This window comes from Mesorhizobium sp. M0701 (assembly GCF_040320365.1).
Classification (GTDB): Bacteria; Pseudomonadota; Alphaproteobacteria; order Rhizobiales; family Rhizobiaceae; genus Mesorhizobium.
In genome coordinates this window covers 89,384-103,793 of sequence record NZ_JAMYPO010000022.1, presented here as the reverse complement: position 1 = coordinate 103,793, position 14,410 = coordinate 89,384, and the positions used below count along the sequence as shown (strand labels likewise).

Below are 14,410 nucleotides of genomic sequence, written 5' to 3'. Positions count from 1 at the left end.
TCACCCGTTGCTCAACCCGCGCCATACGGCGTAAAACCCGCCGAGGCTCTAACTGCAGCCGGATGAAAATTCAGTGGCAGGTCACATCTCCAAAATGGACGCGCGCTGCAACAAAAAAAGGCCGGCAAGGTTTCCCTTGCCGCCTGCCTCACCCGCCCGTAGGCCGGCTCCCCCTATCAGAACGATCCCATCTGAAAGAAACCGGCCGTCATTGCCACTACCGGTTACCGCCGAGCGCCGAGGCAAGGCGCACAAGCGAGAGGAACTCGGACCGGTATCCAAACGGGTCGGCTCCTCTGGCGGCGGTGGCAATCTCCATGATCTTGTCGTAGCCGAACTTCGCGGTCGCATCCTCGTCGCGCAGCTTCTGGCCGAAGGCAGCAACGGCAACGGAGAAACGCTGGTCGGTGCTGGCCTGGTCGAACGACGCCACCTCGTTGGCTGACGTTACCGGCGTGGTGATCAGCTTCGAGGTGTCCTCGTTCGGCAGCTTGTAGCGGATCTTGACGAAAGCATATTCGTCGGCATTGGCAACGCCGCCATTGTTCACCGAGGCCTGGCCGTAGCGCAACTGGTCGATCTGTTCGCCGCCGCTGCCCTTAGGCGTGATCTCGTAGATCGCGGTGACTGAATGACCTGAGCCGATCTCGCCGGCATCGACCCGGTCATTGTTGAAATCCTCTCGGTTCAAGGCGCGGGTTTCGTAGCCAATCAGCCGGTACTCCGAGACCTTGTTCGGGTTGAACTCGACCTGGATCTTCACGTCCTTGGCGATGGTGAACAGTGTCGAGGAGGCATCCTCGACCAGCACCTTCTCGGCCTCCGCCAACGTATCGATGTAGGCAGCAGTGCCATTGCCGTTCTGGGCGATGGTCTGCATCATCTGGTCGTTCAGATTGTCGCGGCCGAAGCCGAACACCGACAGGAATACGCCTGTCTTGCGCTCCTTTTCGATCAGCCGCTTCAGGTCGTCGTCGTCGGTCTGGCCGACATTGAAGTCGCCATCGGTGGCGAGCATCACCCGATTGATGCCGTCCTTGACGAAGGATTTCTGCGCCAGCCTGTAGGCTTCCTTGATGCCGGCCTCGCCTGCCGTCGAGCCGCCGGATGTCAGATTGTCGATGGCAGCGAGGATCTTGTCCTTTTCCGAAGCCTTGGTGGGCTCCAGCACCGTACCGGCATCGCCCGCATAGGTGACGATCGAGACGGTGTCGTCAGGTCTCAGCTTGTTGACCAGCAGCCGGAAGGCCGACTGCAGGAGCGGCAGCTTGTCCTGCTCGTTCATCGAGCCCGACACATCGATCAGGAAGACCAGATTGGCCCTGGGCTGCTCGGCCGGCTTCACGTCGAAACCCTTGATGGCGACATGCATCAGCCTGGTGTGCTCGTTCCACGGCGTCGGCATGACGCTGACGGTCGAGTTGAACGGCGTCGAGGCGGAGTCCGGGCCTTTCCAGTCATAGGGGAAGTAGTTGACCATCTCCTCGACGCGAACCGTGTCGGCCTGCGGGATAAAGCCTTCCTTCAGCGAGCGCCGGACGAAGGAATAGGAAGCGGTGTCGACATCGATCGAGAAGGTCGAGACCGGGTCTTCAAGTGCGGCATGCACCGGGTTGGTCTTGAAATTCTCCACGCGGTCGCGGTTTTCCTCTTGCGGCAGCATCTGGTCGGCCGGCGCAGCGGCGGGCTGCTGTGCCATCAGCTTGGGCTCGGCAACCGTGCCAGGCATGCGTCCGACCCGCGCGCCGCCATCGACTGCCGGAGCCGCGGAGCTTGCACCCCCATCCAGCGCGAACTCGCCGCTCTGCGCCGGTTCAGGTGCATTGCGGCTGAGCACATCCTGCTGCGTCAGCCCGCCGACTGCGGTCGATTCCGCCTTCGGCGGCGATGTCGGCGCCACAAGCGCCTCGCCGGTGTCGCGGCTTTCACTGTCGGCGTCCGCCTTCTTCTGCTTGTCCGCTTCGGCAACGACCGGCGGTTTGACGGTCGCCGGTTTGTCAGCCAGCGTTTCGGTGATCTTATCCCCGCCGAATTCGGGCCCGCCGAATTTGGATTCCCCCAGCATATAAATGGTAGCGTATCCGGCGATCGGCAGGGCAACGAGCCCGGCAATGGCCGGCGTGGCGAAGAGTTTCTTTTGCATGATTTCGCTCCAGAGCCTTTGTGCTCGCTCTGTGAGACGAAGCCCGCTCACCGATCCTTGGGCGCCCGGCAAAGTTTTTTCTTCCATGTCATAGGCGCGCAGCGCGGCCTGGAGGGCACGCGCCTTTGCGTCCGCGTCGGGCGCCGGTGCTGCGATGTCGCGCAGTCTGTTCAGTTCGTTGTCGTCGACCATGGTCACACTTCCCCGGCTGAACGCATCAGCGTCTTCAGCCGTTTCTTCGCCTCATGGATGTGCCAGGAAACCGTTGTCTCCGAGATCGCCATCGCCTCGGCGGCGGCGGCGTGGCTCAGCCCTTCGCCATAAACCAGCAGCACCGCATCGCGCTGCTTGTCCGGCAGCTTGCGCACCGCTGCCCAGAGCGCCTCGGCCGGGTCTTCCGGCTCGGCCGAGATTTCCCCCGAAATCAGCGCATAGGCGCCATAGGCCTCGGTCTTGACCGTCTCGCGGGCGGTCTTGCGCATCATGTCGCGCGCCGCATTCAGCGTCATGGTGTAGAGCCACGTCGTGAAGGCACCGCTGCCGTGATAGTCGCGGATCGCCCGCCCGAGCCGGACGCAGACTTCCTGGGCGATGTCCTCGGCGTCGGCCTTTTTGCCGCACCAACGATAGGCGGCGCGATAGACGAAACCATAGTGCCTTTCGAGCAACTTGCCGAAAGCACCCCGGTCTCCGCCCTTCGCCCGTCCGATCAGTTCGGCGTCGGAGGCTTCGCTTTCGTCCAGCATCATCGCCATCATTTGCCTGTTGGACGAAGGCTAATGGCGGTTCCTTGGGGCGATGGAAAGAATTTTTTGGCGGGCGGTCACGTCGTAATGGTTGGCGTGCCTTGGCCGAGCGTCTCCGCAAACAGCATCGTCAGCCGCTTCCAGTGGCGTTCGGCGCCGGCTGCATCGAAGGCACTATGGTCCGGCATGCACCAGCCATGCGCCATGCCGGCATAGTTCTCTATGACATGATCGACCTCGGCGGCGCGCAGTGTTTCGGCCAGCCGCGCCGATTGCTCCGGCGGAAAGCTGCGGTCGACACCGGCAGTGCCGATATAGACCCTTGCCTTGATTGACGCTGCCTTCCGGTGCGGACTGTCGGCTGCGTCACCAGCCAGATTGCCGCCGTGAAAACTGAACGCGGCGGCGATGCGGTCGGGATAGCTGGCCGCCGCGTTCAGCGCCCGCGCTCCGCCCATGCAGTAGCCGACAATGCCAACCGGCCCGGCCAGGCCTTGCGCAACAAGTGCATCGAGGAAAGCGCCGCTGTCGCGGATCGTCATCTCCTGGGTCGTGCCGTCCAGGAGATCTGTGATGGCGGCCTTGCTCCTCTCGTCGCCGAACGCAGTCTTGGGATCGAACGGACCGTAGGGCGCATTGCGGTAAAAAAGGTCCGGCACAAGCACCGCATAGCCCTCGCTCGTAAGCCGCTCCGCCATCTGATCAAGCGCCGGTCGCGGACCGAAAACGTCCATGTAGAGGATGATCGCTGCCTTGGCTGGGGCCGCCGAACGGAACAGCCGGGCCTTGGCAATGCCGTCGCTTGTCTTGATCTGCATCGCTTGCGTGGCCATCATCCGCTCCGTTGATCTGACGTGCGATAGATACCCGCGGTGGCCGTCGCGGCAAGCTGTAATGAGGCGATCTGCTTCAAGATTTCGTGCGGCATTCGGCGACGCTACAGACGCGCGAATGCTGCCATGTGAAAGGCCTGAACCTCGGCCGGATAGCGATAATCGGTACCGTAAGGACAGGCGTCGCGTTCGAGGCAGCCGCCGGTCCGGCAGGGCGCGCCGTTTTGCCCGCGCACATGCGCCAGACAGGTTTCATGTGCAAAACCGTCCGCAGAATAAGCCTCTACCGGACAGGATTTCAGGCAAGGTTTTTCCAGACATGTATCGCAAAGGTGAATCACGTCGCGGGGTTCTTGGAGCGCAATTTCGTCTTCGAACAGCAGCGCGCCGCGATAGGCATGCCAGAGCCCATATTGCGGATGCATGAGAATGCCGAGCGGCGACGGCTTCAGCCCCTCCGCACGCATCGCCCATTGCTGGAATGGCAGATAAGGCCTGTCGGACGGCGACACCGCGCGTGCCCCGAATCTTTCGGCCACCGCGCCGATCACTTCGCGAGACCATCTGTCGAGCGGATCGTCGATCGGCTGTGACTGTCTCTCCAGCCAGCGCAGGAAGTGCGGCCAAGGTGCGGCGCCCGCCTGCCCCACCAGCAGAACGGATCTGGCGGCAGCGCCGGAGAGACCGAAAGGTGTTTCCTCACCGCCCGCAAAATCGAAGCCGCCGCGAAGCATGAGGCCGGAGGCGGAAAGCGCTGCCGCGATTGTTTCAGTCATGCCGCGCTCGGGATCATCCCTTCTTGTCCGGGTCGGAGAAGGCACTCCGCCAGACTTCCTTGTGGATGATGTTGGCGACTTTAGCCCCGCCTGATTCGGGCTCCTTTCAGGTGAAGGCGTCGGCCATCGACGCCTTCTTCCTGGCAATGAAGTCCTTCAGCCCGTCGTCGATACCCTGATCGAGATGCGGCGCCTCGTAGCTTTCCAGCCAGCGGCGGGCGAGCTCGTTGGCGCGCTGCGGCGCGGTTTTTTCGCCTTCCGCCAGCCATTGCTCGTAAGAATTGTTGTCGGCAATGTTGGAACGGTAGAACGCGGTCTGGAAATTGGCCTGGGTGTGGTCGCAGCCGAGATAGTGGCTGCCCGGGCCGACCTGGCGGATGGCGTCCATCGCCTGGCCGTTTTCCGACAGGTCGACACCCTCAGAGAACTTCTGCGTCATGCCGAGCTGGTCGATATCCATCATGAACTTTTCGTAGCAGGAGGCGAGACCGCCCTCGAGCCAGCCGGCCGAATGCAGCACGAAGTTGGTGCCGGCGAGGATCGTCGAGTTCAGCGTGTTGGCGCTCTCGTAGGCGGCCTGCGCATCGGGGATTTTTGAAGCACAGAGCGAACCGCCGGTGCGAAACGGCAGGCCGAGCCGACGGGCAAGCTGTGCGGCGCCATACGAGACCAGCGACGGCTCCGGCGTGCCGAAGGTCGGCGCGCCCGACTGCATCGAGATCGACGAGGCGAAGGTGCCGAACAGCACCGGCGCACCCGGCCGGATCAGCTGGGTGAACGACGCTCCCGCCAGAACCTCGGCTAAAACCTGGGTCAGCGTGCCGGCGACCGTCACCGGGCTCATCGCACCGGCAAGGATGAACGGCGTGACGATACAGGCCTGATTGTGGCGCGAATAGACCTTCAGCGCTCCCAGCATGGTCTCGTCGAAGACCATCGGCGAGTTGGCGTTGATCAGGCTGGTCAGCACCGTGTTGTTCTCGACGAAATCGTCACCGAACACGATCTTGGCCATCGCCACCGTATCTTCCGCGCGCTCGGGCGCGGTCACCGAGCCCATGAACGGCTTGTCCGAATATTTGATATGGCTGTAGACCATGTCGAGATGCCGTTTGTTGACCGGCACGTCGACCGGCTCGCAAACCGTGCCGCCCGAATGGTGGATCGACGGCGCCATATAGGCGAGTTTCACGAAATTCCGGAAATCCTCGATCGTCGCATAGCGCCTGACGCCGTCGAGATCGCGCACGAAGGGCGGACCATAGACCGGCGCGAACACTGTCGCGTTGCCGCCGATCTGCACCGAGCGCTCGCCGTTGCGGGCGTGCTGGGTGTAGACGGACGGAGCGGTCTTCAACAGCGAGCGGCAGAGGCCCTTGGGGAAATGCACCCGCTCGCCCTTGACATCGGCGCCCGCCTCTTTCCAAAGCTGCAGCGCCTCGGCGTCGTCGCGGAAGATGATGCCGATCTCCTCCAGCACCGTGTCGGTGTTCTTTTCGATCAGCGCCAGCCCTTCCTCGTCCAGCACTTCATAGACGTTGATCTTGCGCTTGATATAGGTGAGCTGTGTGCCGGGGCCGCCGCCCGAACGCGCGGCCCGTCGGGCTGCGGCGCCACCGCTGGCAGCGCGCCCGCGCCGTGCGTTTGACGCTTCCTGATCGACCGGCGCGTTCTCACTCATAATCGTTCTTCCCTGGCTTTCGTTCTGGCCTGATTTACTCCGGCCGGGCTGTTGTACCGGCCTGAAATCCGTTTGCGGTCGCATATTGCGGTCTCTGGCCGGATCGTAGCCATGCACCCTATTCGAAACGGCCCGCCAGCGCCAACGCCTGTCGCAAAATCGACAAGAATTCCAAGAGATTTACGGTCGCTTTCGTTTTGCGGGAAGTCGCAAATCAGCTATGGACAACCGGCCCGTGCGGGTTAGGTATTGACGCGATATTTTTAAGCTGCCGCGATAGTTGTAGCCGGCAAGGAGCCTGAGAAAAAATGGCCGACGACGAGATCATCCTTTCGGAACTCTCCGACGACGAGTTGGTGCAGCAGATGCACGACGATCTTTATGACGGGTTGAAGGAAGAAATCGAGGAAGGCACCAATATCCTTCTCGAGCGCGGCTGGGCGCCTTACAAGGTGTTGACCGAGGCTCTGGTCGAGGGCATGCGTATCGTCGGCGAGGATTTCCGCGACGGCATCCTGTTCGTTCCCGAAGTGCTGCTGTCGGCCAACGCGATGAAGGCCGGCATGTTCATCCTGCGTCCGCTGCTTGTCGCCACCGGCGCGCCGAAGCAGGGCAAGATGGTGATCGGCACCGTCAAGGGCGACATCCACGACATCGGCAAGAACCTGGTCGGCATGATGATGGAAGGCGCCGGCTTCGATGTCATCGACCTCGGCATCAACAATGCGGTCGAAAAATATCTCGATGCCATCGAAAAGCACCAGCCCGACATCATCGGCATGTCGGCCCTGCTGACGACGACCATGCCTTACATGAAGGTCGTCATCGATACGATGAAGGAAAAAGGCATTCGCGACGACTATGTCGTATTGGTCGGCGGCGCACCGCTCAACGAGGAATTCGGCAAAGCCGTCGGCGCCGACGCCTATTGCCGCGACGCCGCGGTGGCGGTCGAGACCGCCAAGGACTTCATGAAGCGCAAGCACAACGTCCGCGCTTCCGCCTGAGCCAATAAGTCCGGCACGAACGAGAAAAGCCGCGCCTTGCAGTGCGGCTTTTTTATTCCCAGATGTTGAGAGCCGTGCGGATCAGGGTTTCTTGACGGTATCGTCAACTGCCTTCGCAGTGGATTTGATATCCTTACCGACGCCGCGCACCGTGTTGGCGCAGGCCGAAACAGCCAAGGCGCAGGCGAGAATAGCGATTGGCGCGACGCGGAACAATTTCATGATTGGTGTCTCCCTCAGCATATAAATTCGCTGGACAGCAACGAAGATCGATTAGACTGGTTCCATGACTACCGCGCGAAAACAACAATCCGATCAAGGCGACAGGCTGCTCGTCATCGCCTGCGGGATGATCGCGCGCGAAGTTTTGGCGGTCAAGGAGCAGCTCGGGCTCGACCATCTCGACCTGACCTGCCTGCCGGCGGAGTTCCATTTCTGTCCGGACCGCATCGCGCCGGCCATGGACAGGGCTATCGAGAAGGCCAAGACCGACGGCTACAGACACATCTTCGTCGGCTATGCCGATTGCGGCACGGGTGGCCTGCTCGATCGGATCTGCGAGAAGCATGGCGTCGAGCGCATGGCCGGGCCGCATTGCTTTGCTTTCTACCAGGGCATGGATGCCTATGCGAAGGTCGCCGATGACGACATGATGTCGTTCTACATGACCGACTTCCTCTGCCGGCAATTCGATGCCTTCTTCATGAAGCCGCTCGGCCTCGACAAGCACCCGGAGCTGATCAAGGACTATTTCGGCAACTACGAGAAGCTGATCTATATCGCTCAGACCAACGACCCGGAACTCGACAAGGTCGCCGAAAAGGCGGCGAAAATGCTCGGCCTCGCCTATGAGCGCCGCTCGACCGGCTATGGTGACCTGACGAAGGAACTGGCCAGCGCCTCAGCACATTCGTAAAAGAAATAGCGTCCTCTAAGCGTTTGCCGGAGGCTGCCGTTCATTTTCGCCCACCGATTCACCGATCCGATATGACATCGATAATGCGTCCGGTTTCAAGGCGGATCGGTCCCCGCGCGGTTGGATCTTTAAGCAATATTTCGGCAAGCATTGCATCGACATTGTCAAAATTACTTTGCAGAATTGACGGATCACTTAGCTCCCAATACTCCCCTTCATCGACGACATTGAGACTGGAGAACAAGCGAGTAATTTCGCGAAGAAAGCTGATGATCTCGATATGAGCGCCTGCACCTGAAAACTGAGTTTTACAGTGTTGTTGAACGAAGAGGTGCTTGTCGAACTCAAGCCGCAGCGGTTCCGAATTGGGATGCGGTTGAAGCTCTATTCCAAACACAGGGCCAATATAGTCCACGTTTCGTTCATCAATGACTCGATTGAGCGTCTTCTCGCGCTCATCGATCTCGCGCACCGGCCAGTCTCGCGCAATGGCGAACGCCTTGGCTTCGTGCAGCAAAGCAGCATATTGCTCGTGACCCCGTAACTGTCCTTCAAAGTAGATTGTTACTCCCAACTACCTCTCCCAGTGACGCGCATTCCTGACGAATACCCGCGCTCTTATTCCGCCACAAGCCGGGCGAGCACATCGGCAAAGCTCGTCTTGCAGATGAAACCCAGCCGCTTCCTCGCCCGCGACGCATCATAGACCCGGTCGATCGACGAAAACATCGTCCAGCCTTTCTTCGCGTAGAGCGCCGGATAATCCGGAAAATAGCGCGCCACGACCGACGGCGCGTCGGCGATCAAGGCCGCGCAATCTTCGGGCTGGAAAGGCGTCGGTGCCGAGATGATGAAAGTGTCGAAGCCCAATTGCGGCGCTTTCTCCAGGGCAGCGATGTGGGCGTCGGCTGCGTCCTCCACCGTCAGCCGGTGGAACAACAGCTCATTGGCCTTGGTGTTGGCATCCGACTGTTCGATCACGTGCGCCATGTCGTCCGCCTCGGGAAAAAACCGGGCGGTGCGCAACACGATCACCGGCAGGCCGAACTGCAAATGATAGAGCCGGCAGAGCTGTTCGGCTGAAAGCTTGGTGACGCCGTAGATGTTGCGCGGTTCAGGCGACATGTCTTCCGTCAGCCATGCCGCCTTGCGCGTCCCGCCGGTGAAGCCGGCGCGAATGGTTTGGGAAATCATCAGCGACGTCGTCGACGTGAACACGAAACGCTGAACGCCGAATGCTGCCGCCGCGTCGAGCAGGTTGAGCGTGCCGCGCACATTCGTCTCGACGAAATCCTCGTTGCGATAACGTTCGATGTCAGGCTTGTGCAGCGCGCCGCTTGGATGATGGCCTCGACGCGGTTCCCCTCGACCGCCCTCATGACCAGGTCGCGATCGGCCACTGAGCCGACGATTGGCGTTTCCGAAGACGGAACGGGATCGAGGCCGGTGACGTCATGGCCAAGAGCCCGCAGGCGCGGCGCCAAGGCGCTGCCCAGCCAACCGGACGATCCCGTCAGCAAGATCCGCATTCTTTCCACCTCGTTTCTGCTGTCGATGCTCAGGCACGGATGACAGAACGCGGCGAAACATTAAGGTATGCGCCAGACAAGAAAACAGCCTGCTCCAGCCATCAAAAAGGAAACGCCACCGATGATCGCTCGCCTCATGTTTGCCGCAGCAACTGTCCTCTGCTTGACCATGCCCGCGTTCGCCGATGGCGAGGTGCAGACGCTGATAACGGCTGCCGACAAGGCGCGGCTCAACAAATATGGCGAGACGCGCAAGGCAGCGCTTGACGAGGCGAAGGCCGGCGATCCCGCCGAGGTCAAGCAGCTCGACGCTTTGCTGGCAAAGCCGCTGGTTCCCTTCTCTGACAGGGACCTGACCGGCAAATGGCAATGCCGCACCATCAAGGCCGGCGGATTGAGCCCGCTCGTCATCTATGGCTGGTTCAAATGCGAGGTGAGCGACGACGGTTCTGGCTGGAGACTGGAAAAGATCACCGGCTCGCAACGCACCAAGGGCCGCTTCTTCGACGATGGCGAGAAACGCGCGATCTATCTCGGTTCCTTCCACGTCAACGACGATCCGGCAAAGCCCTACGGCAGCGGGCCGGAAAGCGATCAGGTCGGCTATGCCTTCCGCAACAGCGCCAGTGAATGGCGCATCGAGTTCCCGGCGCCCTATTACGAATCGAAGCTCGATATCCTCGAATTCAAGCGCTGAGCCCCGATCACCAGGGGTTAACCCGGTCAGCCTAGCATTCGCGCGCAAAGAACAGGTTCTTTGCGGGGGGTCGCAGAGCATGGCACTGTCGAAAACAAACCAACGGCCGATCGTCGTCGTCACCGAAGGCGGCCCGCATATCTGGGCGATCGTCAACGCCCTCGCCGATCAACTCGGCCCGGTCAGCGTCATCCTCGAAGCTCCTGAATCCAAAAAGCAATTGCTTCTCGCGCGGGCGCGGCGGCAAGGCTGGACCTCGGCCATCGGTCAACTCGGCACGATGGTGCTGACGCGCCTCGGCAAGCGCTTCTTCGCCGGCCACGCAGCACGGCTTGCCGCCGGGCAGAAGCTGCAAACCGAACCGAAGCCTGGGCAAAAGATCATTTATGTCTCGTCGGCCAACGCGCCGGAGTGCCTGCAGGCGATTGCGGAAATCCAGCCGGGTGTGGTGCTGCTCGCCGGCTGCCGCTTGCTGTCGCTGCAGACGCTGGCGAAAATCCCTTGCCCGGTCCTCAACTACCATGCCGGCATCGCCCCGAAATATCGTGGCATGAACGGCGGCTACTGGGCGCTGGCTTCAGGCGATGCGGAGAACTTCGGCACCACCGTGCATCTGGTCGACGCCGGCGTCGATACTGGCGGCGTGCTGCGGCAGACGCGTGGCAAACCGCAGCCGGGCGACACAATTTCAAGCTACGCGTTGCGGCAGGCGGCCTTCTCGCGCGACATCTGCGTCGAAGCGGTCAGGGATGCGCTGGCTGGCAAGGTCGGCACGGTGGATCCCGGCCTGCCTTCGAAACAATGGTATCATCCGACGGTATGGTTTTATCTCTGGACGGGGATAAGGAACGGCGTCTGGTGACGCGCCGATTTACCGGACAGCCACCCGCCACTAACATTGCATCATGAGCGACATCGACCACCGCACCATCATTGCCGGCCTTTCGGTCGAGGACCGTCGCGACCTCACCGCCAGGCTTGACCGGCCAGGCATTGTCCGGCTGGCGGTCCATGCCGGGCTGGTTATCCTGCTGGGCGCGCTGATCGCCGCCCGCATCCCGTTCTGGCCGCTGCTCGTCTTGCCGCAGGGAGTCCTGATCGTCTTCTTCTTCACGCCGTTGCACGAGACCATCCATGAAACCGCGTTCAGGACGGCGTGGCTCAATCGCGCTGTTGCTGCCGTGGCCGGCTTCCTGATCCTGCTGCCGCCGGCATGGTTCCGCTATTTCCATTTCGCCCATCACCGCCACACGCACGACCGGAGAAACGACCCCGAACTGATGGCGCCGAAGCCGGAGACCGTCAGCCAATATCTGCGCTATCTGTCCGGCAGCCCCTATTGGATCGCCATGGGCCGCGTGATCGTAACCAATGCGGCTGGCCGCAATCGCGACGGCTTCGTGCCGGAAAAGGGCCGCGGCAAGGTGGTTGCCGAAGCACGGCTGTTCCTGATCGGCTATGCGGCATTGCTGGCCGCATCGCTCGCCGCGCAGTCGGCGCTGCTGTTGTGGGTCTGGATCGTGCCGGTGCTGGTCGGACAGCCGTTTTTGCGTGCCTACCTGCTGGCCGAGCACGCGTTGTGCCCGCATGTCGCCAACATGCTCGAGAACACCCGCACCACCTTCACCACAAGGCTGGTGCGCTTCGTGGCTTGGAACATGCCGTACCATTCCGAGCACCATTCCTATCCGGCCGTTCCCTTCCACCGCCTGCCGCGCTTCCATGACATCGTCGGGGAGCATTTGCGCACGACCGAACGAGGTTACGTGCGCTTCCACAGGAAGCTGGTCGGCAGCTACGATGGCCGCGCCGGCTGACCAGTGCTGGAAGAAACTCCGCTTTCAACCGCGGCCGTCGATTGCGTCGCTTTTGAAGGCCCCCGCGTCGTCCCATAACAAGCAGCCCAACAGCGCTTCCGGCAATGCTCGAAACCACTGCATTGGCCAAAAGATCGGAATCGATCTTCGGAGAGCACGATGCAGCGGAGTTAAATGGTAGAGCATCGTTTGTGCGTCCGATTGGACGCACGGCGCTCTGCAGGAGCAGGAAATTATGGCCGATCTGATCGTCGTCTACTGGCGCGACATCCCCGCCCAGGTCATCGTCAAGAAGGGCCGGCAGAACGCCAAGCGCGAACTGCCGCTGCGCTTCACCGAGGCGATCGACATGTGCGCCATGCGCACCGGCGCTGGCGGCACCGACGACTATCTTGCCGAATGGCGCAAGGCAGAACCCCTCCCGGTCAGTGACGATCTTGAAGCCGAGGCCGAGAAGGCTCTTCAGGAACTTGATGCGAAATACGACCGTGAGCGGCTGGTCGCTCTGGTCAAGGCGGGGGGCAAAGAAAATGTCTGATCCCCAATCAATGCCGGCGACGACGGCTCGAGCCGGCGTAACCCAGGCGACCATCGTCAAGAAGGCGGCGCCGAAATCCGACTACAAGCCGGCCGACGTGTCGCCACAGCGGCGTGTGCAGCGCTCTTTCGCGGTGCGCCTTTGGTCTGTGCGGCATTCGCGGCTGCTCGAATGGTTCTACGGCAAATTCGCCGACATGTTCCTGCTCCTCCATCCGCTGTGGAAGGGCATCGGCTACAGCCGTGTCGAAGGGCCCGTGAAATTCGTCGAAAAGCGCGTCAAGGGCTTCATGTTCGACTGCCGCATGTGCGGCCAGTGCATTCTTTCCTCGACCGGCATGTCGTGCCCGATGAACTGCCCCAAGCAATTGCGCAACGGCCCTTGCGGCGGTGTCCGCGCCAACGGCAATTGCGAGGTCGAGCCTGATATGCCTTGCGTCTGGGTCAAAGCTTGGGAAGGCTCGCGGAACATGGCGCATGGCGACAAGATTTTTGACGTGCAGAAGCCGGTGGATCAGTCCTTGCGCGAAACCTCCGCCTGGCTGCGGGTCACCGCGCAGGCCGCGGCCGCCCGCAATGCGGCCCGGAATACTACGAAGACCGGAGCGTCGGCATGATCGGCCGTCAGCCAGACGAGAATCCGGCCGGCATCCATTTGCCGCTCGATCCCCTGCCCGGCCACACCTCGCGCGGCCGGCTGGAACGCGTCCTAAGGCGCGGCGAGTTCGCAGTGACGACCGAGCTCAATCCGCCTGACAGCGCCGATCCGGAAGACGTCTACAACCGCGCCAGGATTTTCGACGGTTGGGTCGACGCCATCAATGCCGTCGACGCTTCCGGCGCCAACTGCCACATGTCGTCGGTCGGCATCTGCGCGCTGCTGACCCGCATGGGCTATGCCCCGATCATGCAGATCGCCTGCCGCGACCGGAACCGCATCGCCATCCAGGGCGACGTGCTTGGGGGTGCTGCGATGGGCGTCGCCAACATGCTCTGCCTGACCGGCGATGGCGTGCAGGCCGGCGACCAGCCCGGCGCCAAGCCGGTGTTCGATCTCGACTGCATGTCGCTGCTCGAAACCTGCCGCGTTATGCGCGATAACGGCAAATTCCTGTCCGGCCGAAAACTCACGACGCCGCCGCAGCTTTTCCTTGGCGCGGCCATCAACCCGTTCGCGCCGCCGATCGATTTCCGGCCCTATCGGCTGGGCAAGAAGATCGCCGCCGGGGCACAATTCGTGCAGAGCCAGTACTGCTTCGACGTACCGATGTTCCGCACCTACATGCAGAAGGTCCGCGATCTCGGCTATACCGAGAAATGTTTCATCCTGTGCGGCGTCGGGCCGCTGGCCTCGGCCAAGACGGCCAAATGGATCCGCTCCAACGTACCGGGCATTCACATTCCCGATCAGATCGTCAAGCGCCTGGAAGGCGCCCAGGATCAGAAGAAGGAAGGCAAGCAGCTCTGCATCGACATCATCAATGAGGTGAAGGAAATTCCCGGTGTATCCGGCGTCCATGTGATGGCCTACCGCCAGGAAGAATACGTCGCCGAGATCGTCGACGAATCCGGCGTGCTGAAGGGTCGCCGGCCGTGGAAACGCGAAATCCGTCGCGACGACCAGCTCGTTGCCGACCGGCTCGACCACATACTGCATGACGACCTCACCGAAACCCAGGTCGACATGGTCAAGACCGCGCATTGACAGCGCGAATCGTCAGCATTCGC

General features: G+C 61.6%; 18 protein-coding genes. 9 read left to right on the top strand and 9 right to left on the bottom strand.

What is annotated here, in order from left to right; genetic code table 11:
- Nucleotides 1–217: 217 nt before the first annotated feature.
- The 5 genes from NKI24_RS20825 to NKI24_RS20805 all read right to left on the bottom strand — a co-directional run bounded on the left by NKI24_RS20825 (nucleotide 218) and on the right by NKI24_RS20805 (nucleotide 6,179).
- The gene (locus NKI24_RS20825) at nucleotides 218–2,335 is read right to left on the bottom strand and encodes a vWA domain-containing protein (protein ID WP_352568942.1); all 2,118 of its coding nucleotides are present in this window, start codon (nucleotides 2,333–2,335) and stop codon (nucleotides 218–220) included.
- A 2-nt stretch (nucleotides 2,336–2,337) separates the two neighbouring features.
- Nucleotides 2,338–2,898: an RNA polymerase sigma factor gene (locus tag NKI24_RS20820; RefSeq protein WP_352452095.1), complete on the bottom strand. Its 561-nt coding sequence runs from the start codon at nucleotides 2,896–2,898 to the stop codon at nucleotides 2,338–2,340.
- 68 nt (nucleotides 2,899–2,966) lie between these two features.
- Nucleotides 2,967–3,722, bottom strand: a complete 756-nt coding sequence (locus NKI24_RS20815) for a dienelactone hydrolase family protein (RefSeq protein WP_352452096.1) — start codon at nucleotides 3,720–3,722, stop codon at nucleotides 2,967–2,969.
- Nucleotides 3,723–3,826: 104 nt separating this feature from the next.
- The gene (locus NKI24_RS20810) at nucleotides 3,827–4,498 is read right to left on the bottom strand and encodes a hypothetical protein (RefSeq protein WP_352747910.1); all 672 of its coding nucleotides are present in this window, start codon (nucleotides 4,496–4,498) and stop codon (nucleotides 3,827–3,829) included.
- 106 nt (nucleotides 4,499–4,604) lie between these two features.
- Nucleotides 4,605–6,179: a trimethylamine methyltransferase family protein gene (locus tag NKI24_RS20805; RefSeq protein WP_352452099.1), complete on the bottom strand. Its 1,575-nt coding sequence runs from the start codon at nucleotides 6,177–6,179 to the stop codon at nucleotides 4,605–4,607.
- 308 nt (nucleotides 6,180–6,487) lie between these two features.
- On the opposite strand from NKI24_RS20805, the gene NKI24_RS20800 reads away from it, so the two are divergent.
- Complete coding sequence (locus NKI24_RS20800) at nucleotides 6,488–7,186, top strand: cobalamin B12-binding domain-containing protein (RefSeq protein WP_023676506.1); 699 nt, start codon at nucleotides 6,488–6,490, stop codon at nucleotides 7,184–7,186.
- A gap of 81 nt (nucleotides 7,187–7,267) precedes the next feature.
- On the opposite strand, the gene NKI24_RS20795 is transcribed toward NKI24_RS20800, so the two are convergent.
- Nucleotides 7,268–7,408 (bottom strand): entericidin A/B family lipoprotein, encoded by a 141-nt coding sequence (locus tag NKI24_RS20795; protein WP_023676507.1) that lies wholly within the window; start codon nucleotides 7,406–7,408, stop codon nucleotides 7,268–7,270.
- A gap of 64 nt (nucleotides 7,409–7,472) precedes the next feature.
- Between NKI24_RS20795 and NKI24_RS20790 the strand changes: the two genes are divergently transcribed.
- Nucleotides 7,473–8,102, top strand: coding sequence for a DUF1638 domain-containing protein (locus tag NKI24_RS20790; protein WP_352747907.1), 630 nt, complete (start codon nucleotides 7,473–7,475; stop codon nucleotides 8,100–8,102).
- 58 nt (nucleotides 8,103–8,160) lie between these two features.
- Here NKI24_RS20790 and NKI24_RS20785 read toward each other — a convergent pair whose 3' ends face one another.
- The 3 genes from NKI24_RS20785 to NKI24_RS20775 are packed head-to-tail and all read right to left on the bottom strand — an operon-like array spanning nucleotide 8,161 to nucleotide 9,574.
- Complete coding sequence (locus NKI24_RS20785; RefSeq protein WP_352679966.1) at nucleotides 8,161–8,676, bottom strand: hypothetical protein; 516 nt, start codon at nucleotides 8,674–8,676, stop codon at nucleotides 8,161–8,163.
- A gap of 44 nt (nucleotides 8,677–8,720) precedes the next feature.
- Nucleotides 8,721–9,377: an NAD-dependent epimerase/dehydratase family protein gene (locus NKI24_RS20780; RefSeq protein WP_352747904.1), complete on the bottom strand. Its 657-nt coding sequence runs from the start codon at nucleotides 9,375–9,377 to the stop codon at nucleotides 8,721–8,723.
- On the bottom strand, nucleotides 9,296–9,574 hold the full coding sequence (locus NKI24_RS20775) for a hypothetical protein (protein ID WP_352747922.1): 279 nt from the start codon (nucleotides 9,572–9,574) through the stop codon (nucleotides 9,296–9,298). The genes NKI24_RS20780 and NKI24_RS20775 overlap by 82 nt, the downstream gene beginning before the upstream one ends.
- Here NKI24_RS20775 and NKI24_RS20770 point away from each other — a divergent pair.
- The 7 genes from NKI24_RS20770 to NKI24_RS20740 all read left to right on the top strand — a co-directional run bounded on the left by NKI24_RS20770 (nucleotide 9,480) and on the right by NKI24_RS20740 (nucleotide 14,387).
- Nucleotides 9,480–9,674: a hypothetical protein gene (locus NKI24_RS20770; protein WP_352747926.1), complete on the top strand. Its 195-nt coding sequence runs from the start codon at nucleotides 9,480–9,482 to the stop codon at nucleotides 9,672–9,674. The genes NKI24_RS20775 and NKI24_RS20770 overlap by 95 nt on opposite strands.
- A gap of 78 nt (nucleotides 9,675–9,752) precedes the next feature.
- Entirely contained in the window at nucleotides 9,753–10,328 is a 576-nt protein-coding gene (locus NKI24_RS20765; RefSeq protein WP_352470292.1) for a DUF4893 domain-containing protein, read from the top strand.
- Between the two features lie 79 nt (nucleotides 10,329–10,407).
- Complete coding sequence (locus NKI24_RS20760; protein WP_352452103.1) at nucleotides 10,408–11,190, top strand: formyl transferase; 783 nt, start codon at nucleotides 10,408–10,410, stop codon at nucleotides 11,188–11,190.
- Nucleotides 11,191–11,233: 43 nt separating this feature from the next.
- The gene (locus NKI24_RS20755) at nucleotides 11,234–12,145 is read left to right on the top strand and encodes a fatty acid desaturase (RefSeq protein WP_352747900.1); all 912 of its coding nucleotides are present in this window, start codon (nucleotides 11,234–11,236) and stop codon (nucleotides 12,143–12,145) included.
- A 235-nt stretch (nucleotides 12,146–12,380) separates the two neighbouring features.
- Entirely contained in the window at nucleotides 12,381–12,683 is a 303-nt protein-coding gene (locus tag NKI24_RS20750) for a virulence factor (RefSeq protein WP_352452105.1), read from the top strand.
- Complete coding sequence (locus NKI24_RS20745; protein WP_352452106.1) at nucleotides 12,676–13,299, top strand: methylenetetrahydrofolate reductase C-terminal domain-containing protein; 624 nt, start codon at nucleotides 12,676–12,678, stop codon at nucleotides 13,297–13,299. Before NKI24_RS20750 ends, NKI24_RS20745 begins: the two co-directional genes overlap by 8 nt.
- Nucleotides 13,296–14,387 (top strand): methylenetetrahydrofolate reductase, encoded by a 1,092-nt coding sequence (locus tag NKI24_RS20740; protein WP_023676515.1) that lies wholly within the window; start codon nucleotides 13,296–13,298, stop codon nucleotides 14,385–14,387. Before NKI24_RS20745 ends, NKI24_RS20740 begins: the two co-directional genes overlap by 4 nt.
- The last annotated feature ends 23 nt before the right edge of the window (nucleotides 14,388–14,410 follow it).

Bases quoted from the DNA above. Each gene is read 5' to 3' on its own strand.
- NKI24_RS20825 (WP_352568942.1), bottom strand. From the start codon at position 2,335: ATGGTCGACGACAACGAACTGAACAGACTGCGCGACATCGCAGCACCG.
- NKI24_RS20820 (WP_352452095.1), bottom strand. From the start codon at position 2,898: ATGGCGATGATGCTGGACGAAAGCGAAGCCTCCGACGCCGAACTGATC.
- NKI24_RS20815 (WP_352452096.1), bottom strand. From the start codon at position 3,722: ATGGCCACGCAAGCGATGCAGATCAAGACAAGCGACGGCATTGCCAAG.
- NKI24_RS20810 (WP_352747910.1), bottom strand. From the start codon at position 4,498: ATGACTGAAACAATCGCGGCAGCGCTTTCCGCCTCCGGCCTCATGCTT.
- NKI24_RS20805 (WP_352452099.1), bottom strand. From the start codon at position 6,179: ATGAGTGAGAACGCGCCGGTCGATCAGGAAGCGTCAAACGCACGGCGC.
- NKI24_RS20800 (WP_023676506.1), top strand. From the start codon at position 6,488: ATGGCCGACGACGAGATCATCCTTTCGGAACTCTCCGACGACGAGTTG.
- NKI24_RS20795 (WP_023676507.1), bottom strand. From the start codon at position 7,408: ATGAAATTGTTCCGCGTCGCGCCAATCGCTATTCTCGCCTGCGCCTTG.
- NKI24_RS20790 (WP_352747907.1), top strand. From the start codon at position 7,473: ATGACTACCGCGCGAAAACAACAATCCGATCAAGGCGACAGGCTGCTC.
- NKI24_RS20770 (WP_352747926.1), top strand. From the start codon at position 9,480: ATGACCAGGTCGCGATCGGCCACTGAGCCGACGATTGGCGTTTCCGAA.
- NKI24_RS20765 (WP_352470292.1), top strand. From the start codon at position 9,753: ATGATCGCTCGCCTCATGTTTGCCGCAGCAACTGTCCTCTGCTTGACC.
- NKI24_RS20760 (WP_352452103.1), top strand. From the start codon at position 10,408: ATGGCACTGTCGAAAACAAACCAACGGCCGATCGTCGTCGTCACCGAA.
- NKI24_RS20755 (WP_352747900.1), top strand. From the start codon at position 11,234: ATGAGCGACATCGACCACCGCACCATCATTGCCGGCCTTTCGGTCGAG.
- NKI24_RS20750 (WP_352452105.1), top strand. From the start codon at position 12,381: ATGGCCGATCTGATCGTCGTCTACTGGCGCGACATCCCCGCCCAGGTC.
- NKI24_RS20745 (WP_352452106.1), top strand. From the start codon at position 12,676: ATGTCTGATCCCCAATCAATGCCGGCGACGACGGCTCGAGCCGGCGTA.
- NKI24_RS20740 (WP_023676515.1), top strand. From the start codon at position 13,296: ATGATCGGCCGTCAGCCAGACGAGAATCCGGCCGGCATCCATTTGCCG.